This is a genomic window from Elusimicrobiota bacterium, from assembly GCA_016788905.1.
Taxonomy (GTDB): Bacteria; Elusimicrobiota; Elusimicrobia; order FEN-1173; family FEN-1173; genus JADKHR01.
This window is the reverse complement of sequence record JAEURZ010000020.1, coordinates 13,862-28,397: the sequence shown is the minus strand read 5'-3', so window position 1 is coordinate 28,397 and position 14,536 is coordinate 13,862. Positions and strand designations below refer to the sequence as shown.

18 protein-coding genes are annotated in these 14,536 nt (G+C 54.0%); all 18 read left to right on the top strand.

The genetic code is table 11. From position 1 onward, the window contains the following. Positions 1–158 precede the first annotated feature (158 nt). On the top strand, positions 159–944 hold the full coding sequence (locus JNK54_08865; GenBank protein ID MBL8024374.1) for a HesA/MoeB/ThiF family protein: 786 nt from the start codon (positions 159–161) through the stop codon (positions 942–944). Between the two features lie 93 nt (positions 945–1,037). Further along, complete coding sequence (locus JNK54_08860) at positions 1,038–1,220, top strand: hypothetical protein (protein ID MBL8024373.1); 183 nt, start codon at positions 1,038–1,040, stop codon at positions 1,218–1,220. Between the two features lie 90 nt (positions 1,221–1,310). After that, positions 1,311–2,006 carry a class I SAM-dependent methyltransferase gene (locus JNK54_08855; GenBank protein ID MBL8024372.1) on the top strand — a complete coding sequence of 232 codons (696 nt, stop codon included), beginning with the start codon at positions 1,311–1,313 and terminating at the stop codon, positions 2,004–2,006. Next, positions 2,006–2,359: an NADH-quinone oxidoreductase subunit A gene (gene ndhC / locus JNK54_08850; protein MBL8024371.1), complete on the top strand. Its 354-nt coding sequence runs from the start codon at positions 2,006–2,008 to the stop codon at positions 2,357–2,359. The genes JNK54_08855 and ndhC overlap by 1 nt, the downstream gene beginning before the upstream one ends. Positions 2,360–2,418: 59 nt before the next feature. Beyond that, positions 2,419–2,874: an NADH-quinone oxidoreductase subunit B gene (locus JNK54_08845; GenBank protein ID MBL8024370.1), complete on the top strand. Its 456-nt coding sequence runs from the start codon at positions 2,419–2,421 to the stop codon at positions 2,872–2,874. Next, positions 2,874–3,407 carry an NADH-quinone oxidoreductase subunit C gene (locus JNK54_08840; protein MBL8024369.1) on the top strand — a complete coding sequence of 178 codons (534 nt, stop codon included), beginning with the start codon at positions 2,874–2,876 and terminating at the stop codon, positions 3,405–3,407. The genes JNK54_08845 and JNK54_08840 overlap by 1 nt, the downstream gene beginning before the upstream one ends. Positions 3,408–3,487: 80 nt before the next feature. Then, positions 3,488–4,597, top strand: coding sequence for an NADH-quinone oxidoreductase subunit D (locus JNK54_08835; protein ID MBL8024368.1), 1,110 nt, complete (start codon positions 3,488–3,490; stop codon positions 4,595–4,597). A 19-nt stretch (positions 4,598–4,616) separates the two neighbouring features. Then, positions 4,617–5,843, top strand: coding sequence for an NADH-quinone oxidoreductase subunit NuoH (gene nuoH, locus JNK54_08830; GenBank protein ID MBL8024367.1), 1,227 nt, complete (start codon positions 4,617–4,619; stop codon positions 5,841–5,843). After that, positions 5,840–6,373 (top strand): NADH-quinone oxidoreductase subunit I, encoded by a 534-nt coding sequence (locus tag JNK54_08825; protein ID MBL8024366.1) that lies wholly within the window; start codon positions 5,840–5,842, stop codon positions 6,371–6,373. The genes nuoH and JNK54_08825 overlap by 4 nt, the downstream gene beginning before the upstream one ends. Positions 6,374–6,384: 11 nt before the next feature. Beyond that, positions 6,385–6,882 carry an NADH-quinone oxidoreductase subunit J gene (locus tag JNK54_08820; protein MBL8024365.1) on the top strand — a complete coding sequence of 166 codons (498 nt, stop codon included), beginning with the start codon at positions 6,385–6,387 and terminating at the stop codon, positions 6,880–6,882. Further along, positions 6,879–7,184 carry an NADH-quinone oxidoreductase subunit NuoK gene (nuoK, locus tag JNK54_08815; GenBank protein MBL8024364.1) on the top strand — a complete coding sequence of 102 codons (306 nt, stop codon included), beginning with the start codon at positions 6,879–6,881 and terminating at the stop codon, positions 7,182–7,184. Before JNK54_08820 ends, nuoK begins: the two co-directional genes overlap by 4 nt. Position 7,185: 1 nt before the next feature. Beyond that, positions 7,186–9,159, top strand: a complete 1,974-nt coding sequence (gene nuoL / locus JNK54_08810; GenBank protein ID MBL8024363.1) for an NADH-quinone oxidoreductase subunit L — start codon at positions 7,186–7,188, stop codon at positions 9,157–9,159. A gap of 29 nt (positions 9,160–9,188) precedes the next feature. After that, positions 9,189–10,679: an NADH-quinone oxidoreductase subunit M gene (locus JNK54_08805; protein ID MBL8024362.1), complete on the top strand. Its 1,491-nt coding sequence runs from the start codon at positions 9,189–9,191 to the stop codon at positions 10,677–10,679. Positions 10,680–10,707: 28 nt separating this feature from the next. Next, positions 10,708–12,123: an NADH-quinone oxidoreductase subunit N gene (locus tag JNK54_08800; GenBank protein ID MBL8024361.1), complete on the top strand. Its 1,416-nt coding sequence runs from the start codon at positions 10,708–10,710 to the stop codon at positions 12,121–12,123. Further along, on the top strand, positions 12,114–13,112 hold the full coding sequence (locus JNK54_08795; GenBank protein ID MBL8024360.1) for a polyprenyl synthetase family protein: 999 nt from the start codon (positions 12,114–12,116) through the stop codon (positions 13,110–13,112). The genes JNK54_08800 and JNK54_08795 overlap by 10 nt, the downstream gene beginning before the upstream one ends. A gap of 29 nt (positions 13,113–13,141) precedes the next feature. Further along, positions 13,142–13,345, top strand: a complete 204-nt coding sequence (locus JNK54_08790; protein ID MBL8024359.1) for a twin-arginine translocase TatA/TatE family subunit — start codon at positions 13,142–13,144, stop codon at positions 13,343–13,345. A 6-nt stretch (positions 13,346–13,351) separates the two neighbouring features. Then, positions 13,352–14,086 carry a twin-arginine translocase subunit TatC gene (tatC, locus tag JNK54_08785; protein MBL8024358.1) on the top strand — a complete coding sequence of 245 codons (735 nt, stop codon included), beginning with the start codon at positions 13,352–13,354 and terminating at the stop codon, positions 14,084–14,086. A 63-nt stretch (positions 14,087–14,149) separates the two neighbouring features. Beyond that, positions 14,150–14,473, top strand: coding sequence for a ferredoxin family protein (locus JNK54_08780; protein ID MBL8024357.1), 324 nt, complete (start codon positions 14,150–14,152; stop codon positions 14,471–14,473). Positions 14,474–14,536 lie beyond the last annotated feature (63 nt).

Below are 14,536 nucleotides of genomic sequence, written 5' to 3'. Positions count from 1 at the left end.
AGTTATTTACCCGGAGCTTTAACAGAGTGTTTTGAGCTCGCTGGTCAGGCCCGGGAGCGAGCGATCGAGAGATTAATCTCGCTCATTGCCCTTCAACGAAACCCTATGGCCTCGCGTGGTGATCACTCCCTCATCTGAAGCCATTAAAAGTTGCCTTCATGAAAATAAATGATAAAGACATCGAGCGGTATTCCCGCCAGCTGATTCTCCCGGAAGTGGGGGGGGAAGGGCAGAAACGGCTAAAAGGTGCGCGAGTTCTTTTGGTCGGCGCCGGGGGGCTGGGGTCGCCGGCGGCTCTCTATTTGGCGGCGGCGGGGGTCGGGACGTTGGTTCTTGTTGATAACGATGATGTGGATTTGACTAACCTGCACCGCCAGATTCTGCACTTCACACCGGATGTGGGGACACCCAAAGTCCATTCGGCCCGGGACAAGATTTTGGCCCTAAATCCCAGACTTCGGGTTCGGGTTAAGAAAACCAGGCTCACCTTGGCCAATGCTCCCGGGTTGTTCGTTGGCTCTGATCTGGTCTTGGATGGGTCGGACAATTTTGAAACCCGCTACGCGGTGAACACGGCCTGTGTGTCTGAGGGGATTCCCCTGGTGTGGGGCGCCGTGCTTCGCTGGGAGGGGCAGGTGATGACGGTTTTTCCAGGCCAAACGGCCTGTTACGAATGTCTGTTTCCTGAGCCCCCGGACCCGGCCCTGGCCCAAACCTGTTCCAACGCGGGGATTATGGGCTCTGTGGTGGGAACCATCGGGTCGCTGATGGCCACGGAAGGGTTAAAAGTTTTGTTGGGATTAAAGAAAACTGGAACAGGTCGACTTTGGACGATGGACCTGTTGAACATGAAATTTCGTGAGCGGATGGTGCCTGTTCGGAGCGATTGTCGTGTTTGCGGAGGGAAACCTGCTAAAAAGATTCGGGTTTCGGCGGGGGCGTGAAAAATTCAATTCATTCAACATTCCCCCTAAGTTGACAAGGGGTGCATAAATTCGTTTAATCCGGTTTCTTTCTAAACTTGACTGGGGGTACTTATGGCTGAAAGCTTCGTGGTGGTGAGCAAAGTAAAAAAAGCGGTGAAAGAGAAAGGGCTCCGGACGGGTGGGGATTACATCGACGCCCTCTCCAAAAAAGTCGAAGACATTTTGAACGCTTCCGTGGCGAAAGTTACGGCTGAAGGGAAGAAAAAAACCTTGGGTGTGGAAGATCTCCAATAAGAACCGTCAGGTATTTAGAAGTCGTTGGGGCCCCTTTTTGGGGGCGGTTGTGAGAGCCGGCCGATAAATCCGACTCCTTTGCAAAAGAGCATGGATCCTGTTCCACCTCCAGCCATCGGGCGGATGTTTTCATCGTTGGCTGGTCGGTATCGGGCTTTCAACCGTTGGTCCAGTCTGGGGTTGGATACCCGATGGCGCCGATGTCTTTTGAAGGAAGTTTCAGGTGCTCAGCGGGTTTTGGATTTAGGGACCGGAACGGGGGACTTGGCTTGGGGAATTCAGGCCAGTTCCTCGGCCGGAACGGTGGTGGCGGGGATCGATTTAAGCCTTGATATGTTGAGGCAGGCCCGTCACTACGGGGAAGGGGGTTTGCCCCTCTGGTCCCAGGGCAGTGCGGCGGGGATTCCTTTTAAAACCGGATGTTTTGATGCCGTGGTTTCCGCTTTTGTCCTTCGTAATTTATGGGTGGGGGGTGTGCTCCCTGAGTCCTTGCGTGAGTGCGCGCGGGTGCTTGAATCGGGAGGGCGTCTCGTGTTCTTGGACCTCACCCGCCCGGGTAACTTTTGGTTGAGGTGGGGACATTGTCTTTACAACCGGACGATGGTGCCCTTATGGGGAAGAGTGTTTTTTGGGAAGGAATGGCCTGGATCCTATTTGGCGAACTCCATTCAAGCTCTTCCCAGTCCCCAGGATTTGCGGCAGTTGTTTGAGGAAAGTGGGTTCTCGCATTTTGAGCATCGGCCCCTATCGGGGGGCGTGGTGTCACTCTTTATAGGAAAAAAATAATGGCCTTCGATTACTTCCACATTTTAATTTTCGCACTAATAGCGGCGGTCTTTTTCCCGATGTTGTTGGCCGTGGCGTCGTTGGTTCGAGAACGGGGTGTTAAAAAAGACCTTTCTCCTTACGAGTGCGGAATGGACCCGGTGGGGTCGGCCTGGGTGTCTCCCAACATCCGGTTCTATGTTTTTGCATTGATTTTCGTTATCTTTGATGTGGAGGCCCTCTTTGTGTTCCCCTGGGCGGTGCAATTTCATGCGTTGGGGGTTGAAGTCTTTGTTGCGGTCATGGTGTTTGTTGGGCTGCTTTTCTTCGGTCTGATTTATGCCTGGCGCCAGGGGGCCCTGAAGTGGGAATAATCCAAGAGAAGGTTTTGCCCTCTACCCTTTACAAAGTCCCGGGATTGGGTGAAATCAGCATGACGACCGTGGACTTTTTCATTGATTGGGCGCGTAAATCCAGCATATGGCCCCTGACCTTTGGGTTGGCCTGTTGCGCCATTGAAATGATGGCGGCCTATGCCACCCGTTTTGACGTGAACCGGTTTGGCGTTATTCCCCGTCCTTCCCCTCGGCAAGCCGACCTCATGATTATCGCCGGGACTGTGACCAAAAAGATGGCCCCGGCCATTGAAAAACTTTACAACCAAATGCCGGAACCCCGTTTCGTTATTTCCATGGGAGCCTGTGCGAACTGTGGGGGCCCCTATTACGATTCTTATTCGGTGGTGAAAGGGGTGGATCGGGTGATCCCCGTGGACGTCTACATCCCTGGGTGTCCGCCTCGTCCGGAAGCCCTGTTGAACGCCATCCTGGCTCTCCAACAGAAAATCGATAACATGTATCACGCGGGACTCAAAGTGAAGGTCGGGTGATGGATAAGACGGCGCTCCTGGAACAGGTTCGAGGCCGGTTTCCAACGGTGACAGAGGTTGTGTCCCTGGATCCTAAATTCGTTCAGGGGAACGAGGAGTTGCAGGTAAAAATCGAAGCGGCGCAGATGGCGGATTTTGCGGCGTTTTTGAAAGAGACGTTGAAATTCGATTTTTTGAATTTTTCCACCGCCGTTGATTACGTGAAAGAGAATCTATTTGAAGTGGTCTATCATTTCATGCGATCCAACGAACCCGTGACCCAGATTTTCGTGAAGGCCGATTTGCCCCGGGAAGGAACTCCCACCCTTCCCTCCCTGGCCCCTTTGTACGCATCGGCCGACTGGCAAGAACGGGAAACCTTTGACCTCTTCGGGATTCACTTTGAGGGCCATCCGAACCTCAAACGCATTCTCCTCTGGGATGGTTACGCGGGATGGCCCCTGCGAAAAGACTACGTGCACGTCCAAGACAAATACGATAATGGTTGTGAAATCGGCTTGCCCAAGGTCAGCGGCGAGGTAAAAAAGCCATGAGCCCAAACCTGGGTCTTCCGGCAGGAACCGTGAACGAGCGGGCCGATTCCCTCCTTTCGGGCCCTTCCTTTGAGACAAAAATGGAGCGAATTTCTGACCATGAGATGCTCTTGAATATGGGGCCCCAACATCCTTCCACTCACGGGGTTTTGCGTGTGGTGCTTAAGCTGGATGGGGAAGTGGTCACCGGCGCGGTTCCGGATCTGGGCTATCTCCATCGCGGAGTGGAAAAACTAGCAGAGAACAGGACCTTTGGCCAGTTTATTATTTTGACAGACCGTGACGACTATCTTTGTGCCATGTTGAACAATTGGTCCTACTGTTTGTCCATTGAAAAACTTTTAAAAGTGGAGATTCCCCAGCGGGCGGACTATCTCCGTGTGATTGCGGGGGAACTCAACCGGATCGCCTCCCACCTCCTTTTCATTGGAACGTTTGGAATCGACATCGGCGCTTTTACCCCTTTTCTTTACGCCTTTGGTCGGGAACGGGAAATGATTTTGGATCTCTTTGAACAACTCTGCGGCGCTCGCATTACCTACAACTATGTCCGGATCGGGGGGGTTTCCAACGATCTCCCGGACGGGTGGGTGGAGAAGGCAAAGATGTTTGTGGCCCACATGAAAAATTGTTTGAAAGAATACGATAACCTGTTAAGTTACAACCCCATTTTTATGGACCGAACCAAGGGGATTGGTGTCTTGTCAAAAGCAAAAGCCATTTCCTACGGGGTGTCGGGGCCGAACCTGCGGGCCAGCGGTGTTCCTTTGGACCTTCGGAAGGACGCGCCCTACGGGATTTATTCAAAATTCCAGTTCAGCCCGGCGGTTCGGCAAAACGGGGATTGCTGGGATCGTTACATGGTTCGGCGCGATGAAATCGAACAATCCTGTGGCATTTTGGAACAGGCGTTGGATGGAATTCCCGCTGGCGACATTATGGGCAAGGTGCCCAAGGTGAATCTCCGGCCTCCCGTGGGCGAAGCTTACGCCCAGTTGGAAGGAGCCCGAGGGGTGTTGGGTGTGTACGTCGTTACTGATGGGGGGCTCAGCCCTTATCGTTTGCACCTCCGAGCCCCCTCCTATATCAATTTGGCGATGTTGCAGGACATTCTCGTGGGGTGGAAAGTGGCCGACGTGGTGGCTATTTTGGGATCCATCGACATTGTACTGGGTGAGGTGGACCGATGACACGAAAGGGGACTTTTTAATGGCTTCCGGCCCCTGGTCCGTCACGGGTCCCTGGACAACGTCCCAATCTCCGGAGTCCCTACGCCGTCGTTATAAGAATTCGTTGATTGTTTTGGCGGCTATCCTGCTCCCGCTTTTGGCGGCCACCATTTTGATCGGTGAGCCCGACAAGTATTTTCACGCGGCCCATGGGTTCCTGACGAAATATATTGAGTCAAGGGGGGGCCCGGCCTGGATCGGGCAAGCCATTCTCATCACGGTCCCTTGTCTGGTGGCTCTCACGTTGATCCAAGTGTTGCCTATTTTCTTGGTCTGGTGGGAAATGAAGATCGCGGCCCATATCCAAGTGAGAATGGGTCCCATGCGTGTGGGGCGGTTCCACGGTGTGCTGCAGACCATTGCGGACGGGATCAAACTTTTACTCAAAGAGGATCTGGTCCCGGCAGGGGCTGACAAAATCATGCATTTTATTGCGCCGTTGGTTGTGGTGGCGCCGGCGTTGGTGTGTTTCGCCCCGATCCCTCTTGGCCATGCGGGTTTGGCCCCGGTGGGTCTGGATGTGGGGCTCCTTTTCGTTCTCGGTGTTTCCGGCCTGTCGGTGATTGGTCTCCTCATGGCGGGTTGGGGATCGAACAATAAATATTCCATGTTGGGAGGCCTTCGGGCCGCCGCCCAGGTGGTGTCCTACGAAATTCCGCGGGTGATTGCTCTCCTTCCCGTGGTCATGTGGGCCGGGTCCCTTTCTCTGGGAGAAATTATGAACAAACAGGGGGGGCTCTGGATGGGGTTCCTTCCTAAATGGTTTATTTTTTATCCAGTGGTGGGGCAAATCTCCTTTATTATTTATTTGATCGCTTCCATTGCCGAAACCAACCGGACCCCCTTTGATATCGCGGAAGCTGAATCCGAATTGACGTCCGGTTTCCACACGGAGTACTCCGGCATGAAATGGGCCATGTTCTTCATGGCGGAATACGCCTATATGTTTTTGGCGTGCGCTTTGGGCGCGGTGGTTTTCTTGGGGGGGGGCGGGGCGATCCATCCGGCCCTCTCTTTTATCCCTTCTTATGTGTGGTTCTTTGGGAAAGCTTTTTTCTTGGCGTTCTTGTTCATCCTTTTCCGGTGGACCTACCCCCGTTTGCGTGTGGACCGCCTCATGGAATTTTGCTGGAAATTTCTTCTCCCCTGGGCCCTGGTCAATGTGGCCTTGGCAGGCTTTCTCTTCCTGATGAGGAGCCGACCATGATCGCTTACTTCAAAAATGTTTTTGAGGTTTCCCGGGGCCTTGTGAAAGGGCTCACAGTGACGATTCGCCATCTTTTTATGCCGGCCATCACGGTTCAATACCCCCACGAGAAATTGACGCTCTCCGATCGATTCCGGGGGGCCTTGGCTTTTCATCCTGAGATCTGTATTTCCTGTGAGATGTGTGTGCGGGCGTGTCCCTCAGCCTGTATTTCCTTGGAAGCGAAACGAAACGAAGAAACCAAGAAAAAAGATTTGGCCTGGTACAAAATTGATTTCGCTAAGTGTAATTATTGTCGGTTGTGTGAGGAAATCTGTCCGACAAAGCCGAAATCGGTTCACCACACGAAAGAGTATGAACTGTCTTTCACCCATCGGGACGAATTTGTGATGGATTGGCGGGCGGACGTGCCGCAACCTTCCGGGTCTGAGGTAGGACAGATCTGGACGAAATTTATGGCCCGTGGTCAGAAAATGGGTCAGGATCCAAAAACCAACGCCTCGGAAACGGCGTCGGACCCGGTGGCTTAAATGGGGGCGTTGTGATTGAATCGGCGGTGTTTCTTTTGTTAGGGACGATGGTTCTGGTCCCGGCGATTTTGGCCGTGAGCTTGAAAAATGTTTTCCATTGCGCGCTGTGGTTGGTGGTCTCCTTAACCGGGGTGGCTGGATTCTTCGCCCTGTTGGGGTCGGATTTCCTTTTTGTGGCGCAGATCTTGGTTTACGCGGGGGGGATCACAGTGTTGTTGCTTTTTGTGGTTCTGCTTTCGGGGAGTCCCTCCGATTGGGTGGTGAAACAGGTCAACACCCAATGGGTGTGGAGTCTCCTTTTGGCGGGCATTTTTGTTTCTCTTTTGGCGGTCCTTTTCCGTCAGTTGCCGGAACCCGATCCCTTGGGGACCACAGTGCCCGTGACCCGGGCCTTGGGCCTTGTTCTGCTTCGGGATATGGTCTTTCCCTTTGAGGCTGTTTCTCTCGTTCTTTTGGCCGCGTTAGTGGGGGCCATTCATTTTGGTAAAAAGGGCAGGGCCTCATGGTGAGTCTGACCGGGTATCTTCTCATTGGGGCAGCCTTGTTTTCCATAGGCCTCTTTGGCGCCTTGGCGCGGCGAAATATTTTGGGGATTTTGATCGGTATTGAGCTGATGTTTAACGCCGCGAATATCAATTTTGTCGCCTTTAACCGTTATTTGCATCCTGGGGAACCCTGGGGACAAGGTTTTGCTGTTTTCATTATTGCTCTCGCCGCGGCAGAAGCGGTGGTGGGGTTGGCCCTGGTGTTGGCCATGTATCGGAACTCGAAAACGGTCCTGGCTGAAAATCTGGACCTTCTGAAAGGGTGATATGTTAAACCTAGCGTATTTGATTCCTCTCCTTCCTCTCGCGGCCTCCCTTTTGATCCTGTTTCTGGGGAAACGATTGCCTTTCGGGGGGGCTTGGTTGGGTATTTTGGCCGCGGGGTGGGGCGTTGTTCACTCCTTTGGTATTCTGGGGTCCATCTACGTGAACCCGGAGTTGTTAAACCAGGTGGGCGTCTCAGGCCGGTTTTTCGAAATGGCTTGGGATTGGTTTCTCATTGGAAACACTCGGTTGGAATTCGGGGTGATGATCGACGGGATGGCGGCCATGATGTTGGTGGTGGTCACGGTGGTTTCGTTCCTCGTTCAAATTTATTCTTTGGACTATCAACACGGCAAACCTCGATTCTCTCGTTATTACGCCTACTTGTCCTTTTTTACGTCAGCGATGCTCATCCTGGTGGTGTCGAATAACCTTCTTCAATTCTTTATGGGCTGGGAACTCATGGGGCTTTCTTCTTATCTATTGATTGGATTTGAATTTGAGCGGCCTGCCGCGGCCTACGCTAGCCGGAAAGCGTTCATCACGACACGGGTGGGGGATGTGGGGTTTTACCTGGGCCTTCTCCTCCTCTTTGTGACTGTGGGAACCCTGAACTTCGGCATGATTGGAAATGAGTACCTCACGAAGGTGACCCCCGCGCTGGCTACGGTGATCGCTCTTTTGATGTTCGCGGGCGCGGCGGGAAAGTCGGCTCAACTTCCGCTTCACGTTTGGTTGCCTGACGCCATGGAAGGCCCTACCCCGGTTTCGGCTTTGATTCACGCCGCCACCATGGTGGCGGCAGGCGTTTTTCTCTTGGCCCGGTTCCATTTCCTTTTTGCCCTCTCGCCTTTGGCCCAGACCGTTGTGGCCTGGACCGGCGGGCTTACCGCCCTGGGCGCCGCCCTGAGCGCGTTGACCGCCACGGACATTAAAAAAGTGTTGGCCTATTCGACCATCAGCCAACTGGGGTTTATGGTGTTGTCCATGGGTGTGGGCGATCCTCAGGCGGGGATGTTCCATTTGACGACCCACGCGTTTTTTAAAGCGCTTCTCTTTTTGGGAGCCGGCAGCGTGATTCACGCGGTTCACACCAACGAAATGCCCCTGATGGGCGGGCTGGCCAAAAAAATGCCGATTACCGCCATTACCATGTTCTGCGCCTGGCTGGCGATTATTGGGTTTCCCTACGTGGGATCGGGATTTTACAGTAAAGAGGCCATCTTGGGTGCCACCCTGGTGAACCATCAACCGGCCCTTTTTGTGGTGGCGGTCTTTGCGGCGTTTCTCACAACGTTCTACATGACGCGCTTAATGATTTTGACGTTTTGGGGAACGCCTCGCGATGGGGATCGGTTTGGCCACGCCCACGAAAGCGGTCCCGCCATGTCAATTCCCTTGGTGGTCTTAGCGGTCTTTTCCATTGGGGCGGGGTTCCTCCTGCATTACGTGTTTCCTTTTCACACATGGGTTGATTTTCTGGTCCCTGGTTCTGGCGGGGACGGTCATGGCGTACACGCCATCGTCCTGGGCTCCTCCTTGGCGGCACTGGCGCTCGGGCTGGGTTTGGCGGTGGGAATGTATGTGTGGAAGTCCCCGGACCCCGCGTGGGTGGCCGGCCGGTTCCCCGTTTTATACCGTCTGGTAACGGAACGTTATTTTGACCGGTTTTATCTCGGTTTGACCGAATGGATTTGTTTTAAACCCGCTCGGTTTTTGACTTCCTTCGACTACGCGTTTTTGGATCAATTTGTTGTGGATGGTTTCGGTCGTCTGGGAAACTTTTTTTCCCGTGTGCAACGCTGGGTGGATGACCACGTGATCGACGGCGTTTTTGTCAACGGATTTGGTTGGTTGGCCCTCCGGTTTGGGGCGGGCCTTCGGTCCCTGCAAACGGGGGCGGTGCAGAACTATCTTTTAACTGTGGCCTTGGGTGTTGGGGTGTTGGTGCTCTGGGCCACGGGTGTGTTTGGATAAACCTTTAACTTCCTGAGGAGCGACCGTTCATGCTGAGTTTAATAACTTTTCTTCCATTTATCGGGGGTCTGATCATCTTAGCCCTTCCCAAAGAACGCAAGGAGTTGATCCGCGGGGTGGCCGTGGTGTCGTCCGGTCTCGCTTTGCTGGTGTCCATCCTGGCGTGGGTGAAATTTGATGCCGCCACAGGCGGTTGGGACAGCATGCAATTGGTGGAACGGTTTTCGTGGATTCCCACGTTTGGGATTCAATACGCCGTCGGGATTGACGGTCTTTCTCTGCCGATGATTCTTTTGACCACCGTTTTGTCGGTGGTGGCGATGATCGCCTCGTTTGGCATTGAGACCCGCATTAAGGAATATTTCTTTTGGTTCTTACTCTTGGAAACGGGCATGCTGGGGGTGTTTGTCTCCCTTGATATGTTCCTGTTTTATGTTTTCTGGGAAATCACGTTGGTCCCCATGTATTTCTTGATCGGTATTTGGGGTGGACCGAAGCGCGAATACGCGGCGGTGAAATTCTTTCTCTACACTTTGGCTGGAAGCGTGCTCATGTTGTTGGGGATTTTGGCACTCTATTTCGCGAGCGCCCCCCACACCTTTGACATTGTGGAGTTGACCCGCCAGTCCAGCACCTTCGTGGGGACCCGTTTTATTTGGGTGTTCTTGGCTCTTTTTGTGGGGTTTGCCGTTAAGGTGCCTGTGTTTCCGTTCCACACCTGGTTGCCTTTGGCGCACGTGGAGGCCCCCACCGCTGTTTCGGTCATCTTGGCCGGTGTTCTTTTAAAGATGGGGACGTATGGTCTTCTTCGGGTGTCCTTTAGCATCCTTCCGGAAGCCACCAAATGGTTTTCGCCTTACCTCCTGGGGTTGGCGGTCATCAACATTGTTTACGGGGCGTTTTGCGCCATGAGCCAAAAAGACATGAAACGCATGGTGGCTTATTCTTCCGTGAACCACATGGGCTACTGTCTCCTAGGGATGGCCGCCATCACGGGAACCAATCCGGCCGCCGGTCTTTCGGGGGCGGTGATGCAAATGGTGACCCACGGGATCATTACGGGAAGTCTCTTCCTTCTGGTGGGTGTTCTTTACGATCAAGCCCACACCCGTAACATTGATGATTTCGGTGGTCTGGGCGCGCGGTTGCCTGTTTTTGCCGGTATTTTAACCGTCCAGGCCATGGCTTCTTTGGGGTTACCGGGATTGGCGGGATTTGTGGCCGAATTCCTGTGTTACCTGGGCGCCTTTGGGCTTCGGGAGCAGCTGTTTTGGGTCTGTGTGTCCGTTATCGGGATCGTCGTGACGGCGGCTTTTTTCCTCAAACTGATCAAAGACGTTTTCTTGGGTACCTTTAACCCGCGCTGGGAAGGGGTCCTCTCTGAAATGAAAACGCGGGAGTTGATCACGGTTGTTCCTCTCGTGGCGCTCACCATTTTAATTGGTGTCTATCCCACGTTTCTGATCCAAAAGATGGGCCCGACGCTTGAACAATTGATCCTGCATGTGGTGGGAAAATAAACCGGGGTTGGGTTAAAACGGATATCCGATGATGGCTTCTCTCTCTCTCTTGCGCGCGGAACTTTTTCTAACGGTGATTGCCGTTGGCCTCTTATTGCTTGACAACGGTCGCCAGGCCCGGAAAGGACTGTCCATCGGTGGAGCTGTGGTGGCTTTACTGGGCGCGGCTCTTTTGACACTGGGGGTTCCGGACGGCACGGCGTTTCATATGCTCATTGTGGATGGGACAGCTCGACTGCTCAAAGTCCTGTTAGCGGCCGCGGTGTTGATGGTGTTGGCTCTCAGTTCGGGATTTAGTGGGTTTTCCGACACGGAAGACCGTCCGTTTGGGTGGGGAACTTTTACGGGGCTTCTGCTCCTCTCCACAGTGGGATTATTCTCCTTGGTGTCCGCGTCTGATTTCCTGGTCATCCTGATTGCCATTGAATTGATCAGTGTCACGTCCTTTGTTTTAACGGGGTTTCGGCGGGAAGATCGTCGTTCCAATGAGGCGGCGCTAAAATATTTCTTGGTGGGCGCGTTCTCTACGGGCATTATGGTTTTTGGGTTGTCTCTTCTCTACGGGCTGACGGGAGAAACATCGCTCAGTGCCCTCCAGGGATCCGGAGGGGTGCCGCTTCCCGCCCTCCCTCTGGCCGGGGCCCTTTGCTTTGTGTTAGCGGGGTTTGGGTTTAAGTTGGCCTTGGCTCCCTTTCACATGTGGGCGCCCGACGTCTATGAGGGGGCCCCGACGCCCATCACGGCGTTTCTCTCCGTGGCGCCCAAGGCCGCCGCGTTCGGGATGCTGATCCGATTTTTTCAAAACCATTCCACGCTTCATGTTTCGATGATTTTGGCCGTAGCGGCGGCGCTCACCATGACGGTGGGAAATTTGGCGGCTCTGCGTCAGAACAATGTGAAACGTCTTTTGGCCTATTCTTCCATCGCTCAGATGGGCTATCTGATGATGGGAATTGTGGCGGGGGGTGTCTCGGGAGGGCGAGCGGTTTTGGTGTATCTGGTGGCTTATGTCCTCGTGAACCTGGGGGCTTTTGCCAGCGTGATCGCCGTGGGGGAAGACAGCAAGACCGAATCGATCGACGGTTTTTCAGGATTGGCCTCTCGGTCTCTCCCTCTCGCCATTACAACCACCCTCTTTCTGCTTTCGCTGACGGGCATCCCTCCTCTGGTGGGGTTCATCGGGAAGTTTAGTCTCTTTTCGGCCACGTTGCAGGCCCCGGGGCTGGTGTGGTTGGCCGTGGTGGGCGCGATCAATACAGCGATTTCGTTGGCCTATTATTTTTCAATTGTTCGGGTGATGTTTTTTGCCCCGGCGGTGCGATCGGGGCCGGTGGGGCTCTCGGGTCCCGTTCTGGCGTGTTTGACTTTCTCGGGATCCCTGACGTTGGTGGCGGGTCTTTTCCCTAACCTTCTCTTGGCCCTGGCTCGGTCCGTATGGCCCTAGCGTTAAAGCTTCTTGAACCGATCTTGCGAGGGAGCGACGCTGAGGCACTGACGCATTTCCTGCGAGGAGTCGACGATTCTTTGGGGAACGTTTCCCGTTCAAAAACAGGATTTTTGGCTCAACTGACCGATTACGTGATGACGGGATCCGGGAAACGGGTTCGGCCGGCCTTGGTTTTTCTGGGGTCTCAATTTGGACAAGCGGACCGTGAGGCGGTGAACCAAACGGCCCTGGCGGTTGAGATGATCCATATCGCCACACTCGTTCACGATGATTTGGTCGACGAAGCGGTGATCCGTCGCCAACGGCCCACCGTGGGGGTTAAATTTGGGGAGGGATCGGCGGTCCTTCTGGGGGACTACGTCTACGCCGAAGCGTTTCAACGGTTGAGTGCGTTGGGTCGGCCGGAACTCATGACACTTTTCGCTGGTGCCACCATGACCATGTGTGAGGGGGAGATCGCTCAGTATGAGAGTCGCTATCAATTTGATCTTTCCGAAAAAAGCTATCTTTCTTTTCTCCAGAAAAAAACGGCGTCTCTCATGTCCGCGTCGTGCCGTGCGGGGGGAATTCTGGCGGGTCTTTCCGCTGAACAGCTGGCGGCCCTGGATACTTTTGGGGAACGACTGGGTGTCGCTTTTCAAATTGTCGATGATATTTTGGATATTGAAGGGGACGAAGCCGTTGTTGGAAAAACGCTTCACACGGATTTGATTCACGGAAAAATGACTCTCCCATTAATTGATCACGCGGCGGGTCTTGTCACCGTTAAGGAACGCAAGGGGTTTCAGGATTTTCTTCGTAATCCCAACGGGCGGGTGGACGCGTTCATTGCCGATTTGCGCCGGTCGGGTGTTTTAGATCGTTCCAAAGAAAAGGTACGATCGTTGTTGAAAGAAGCGGAGACCGAACTGGATCGTCTTCCGACGGGTCCTGCCCAGTCTCTCCTTCGAGACGTGGCGCGCCGTTTGTCTGACCGGAACGTGTAGGAAAGCCGAAAAAAGAAGGAGACCAGTTTATGTTTGGAATGGGTTGGCAGGAATTGTTGCTTGTCCTTTTTATCGCGTTGCTTTTTTTTGGTCCCAAAAAACTGCCAGATTTAGGGCGTAGTTTTGGGAAAGCGATTTCCGCTTTTAAAAAAGGAATCAAAGAGGGTGAAACCGATTCGGAAAGTGATGCCCCTCCCCCCGCGGATCCCTCTCCGGAACCTCCCAAAAAATAGTTTCCTTTGTCTTCCTCCGGCGACGTTTCCCTTCCTTCCGATACCCCTCGCGACCGTGGTCGCCCCTTGTACGAGCACTTGGGCGAATTGCGCGCGCGATTGTTGTGGGGGGCGGCCGCGGTGGTCGCGATGGTTGTGCCCAGTTGGTTTTTGAGTCTACGGTTGGTGAATCAAATGTCTCGAGTCACTGGTCCCATGGTTTTTCTTGCCCCAACCGAGGCGTTCGCGGTGCGTTTCAAATTGGCGTTGATTTTGGCGCTGGCGCTCGGGGCGCCCTTCCTGATTTATCACGCCTGGCGGTTCATTGGCGTGGCGCTGACCCTGAGTGAACGTCGGGTGGTTTTAGGGGCGTTGCCTCTTTCGTATCTGTTGTTCGCCACGGGGGCCGCGCTCGGGTGGTTCGTCATCGTCCCGGCGGGAATGCGGTTCCTGTTGGGGTTTGCCTCGCCTCACCTTCAGCCCACCCTTTCCGTGGAAGCGTGTGTGGAGTTCGCCCTGTGGACGTCGTTCGGGTTGGGTGCCCTTTTTCAGCTTCCGGTGGTGATTGGCGCCTTGGCTCATTGGGGCTTTGTTCGCGCGGCCACTCTCTCTGGATACCGTCGACACGCGTTCTTGGTTATCCTCGTGGCCGCCGCGGTTCTTACGCCGGGGCCTGATGTCTTTTCTCAACTTCTTTTGGCAGTGCCGACCTACGCTCTCTTTGAGGTTTCCGTCGTGCTGGCGCGCCTCTTAGAGCCTTGACAGGCAACACCCGGTTGTAGTAAATTGGCATTTCATCCAACACTAAATTAGAGGAGAAACCGAATGGCAGCCATTGATCCCGATTTCCAGAAAAATCAAAAAGTGGTTAAGAACGATGAGAAGTTCGGTTATCAGATTTGGAGCCCCTTCGAACCCCCGGCAAAATTGGGCATTCACGGAACCTGGGTGGCGGTGGATTTTGATCTGTGTATCGCTGACGGAGCCTGCCTGGACGCGTGCCCGGAAAACGTTTTCGAATGGGTGGATTCCCCGGGTCACCCCGCCTCCGCCCGAAAAGCCGCTCCCGCGAAAGAAGACGCGTGCATTTTCTGCATGGCGTGTGAGAGCGTCTGCCCGGTCGTCGCGATCAAGATCACCCCAAAATAAGAAGTCGGGGGGTGATGGAGGAAGGAAGATTTTTTTTGTTTTAAAAGGTAGAATGTCGTTGAT

What these genes read in the sequence shown, in the direction of transcription:
- JNK54_08855 (MBL8024372.1), top strand. Translation starts at nt 1,311, where the DNA reads ATGGATCCTGTTCCACCTCCAGCCATCGGGCGGATGTTTTCATCGTTG.
- JNK54_08865 (MBL8024374.1), top strand. Translation starts at nt 159, where the DNA reads ATGAAAATAAATGATAAAGACATCGAGCGGTATTCCCGCCAGCTGATT.
- JNK54_08805 (MBL8024362.1), top strand. Translation starts at nt 9,189, where the DNA reads ATGCTGAGTTTAATAACTTTTCTTCCATTTATCGGGGGTCTGATCATC.
- JNK54_08780 (MBL8024357.1), top strand. Translation starts at nt 14,150, where the DNA reads ATGGCAGCCATTGATCCCGATTTCCAGAAAAATCAAAAAGTGGTTAAG.
- JNK54_08795 (MBL8024360.1), top strand. Translation starts at nt 12,114, where the DNA reads ATGGCCCTAGCGTTAAAGCTTCTTGAACCGATCTTGCGAGGGAGCGAC.
- JNK54_08840 (MBL8024369.1), top strand. Translation starts at nt 2,874, where the DNA reads ATGGATAAGACGGCGCTCCTGGAACAGGTTCGAGGCCGGTTTCCAACG.
- JNK54_08845 (MBL8024370.1), top strand. Translation starts at nt 2,419, where the DNA reads ATGACGACCGTGGACTTTTTCATTGATTGGGCGCGTAAATCCAGCATA.
- nuoH (MBL8024367.1), top strand. Translation starts at nt 4,617, where the DNA reads ATGGCTTCCGGCCCCTGGTCCGTCACGGGTCCCTGGACAACGTCCCAA.
- JNK54_08790 (MBL8024359.1), top strand. Translation starts at nt 13,142, where the DNA reads ATGTTTGGAATGGGTTGGCAGGAATTGTTGCTTGTCCTTTTTATCGCG.
- JNK54_08860 (MBL8024373.1), top strand. Translation starts at nt 1,038, where the DNA reads ATGGCTGAAAGCTTCGTGGTGGTGAGCAAAGTAAAAAAAGCGGTGAAA.
- JNK54_08835 (MBL8024368.1), top strand. Translation starts at nt 3,488, where the DNA reads ATGGAGCGAATTTCTGACCATGAGATGCTCTTGAATATGGGGCCCCAA.
- JNK54_08800 (MBL8024361.1), top strand. Translation starts at nt 10,708, where the DNA reads ATGATGGCTTCTCTCTCTCTCTTGCGCGCGGAACTTTTTCTAACGGTG.
- ndhC (MBL8024371.1), top strand. Translation starts at nt 2,006, where the DNA reads ATGGCCTTCGATTACTTCCACATTTTAATTTTCGCACTAATAGCGGCG.
- JNK54_08825 (MBL8024366.1), top strand. Translation starts at nt 5,840, where the DNA reads ATGATCGCTTACTTCAAAAATGTTTTTGAGGTTTCCCGGGGCCTTGTG.
- nuoL (MBL8024363.1), top strand. Translation starts at nt 7,186, where the DNA reads ATGTTAAACCTAGCGTATTTGATTCCTCTCCTTCCTCTCGCGGCCTCC.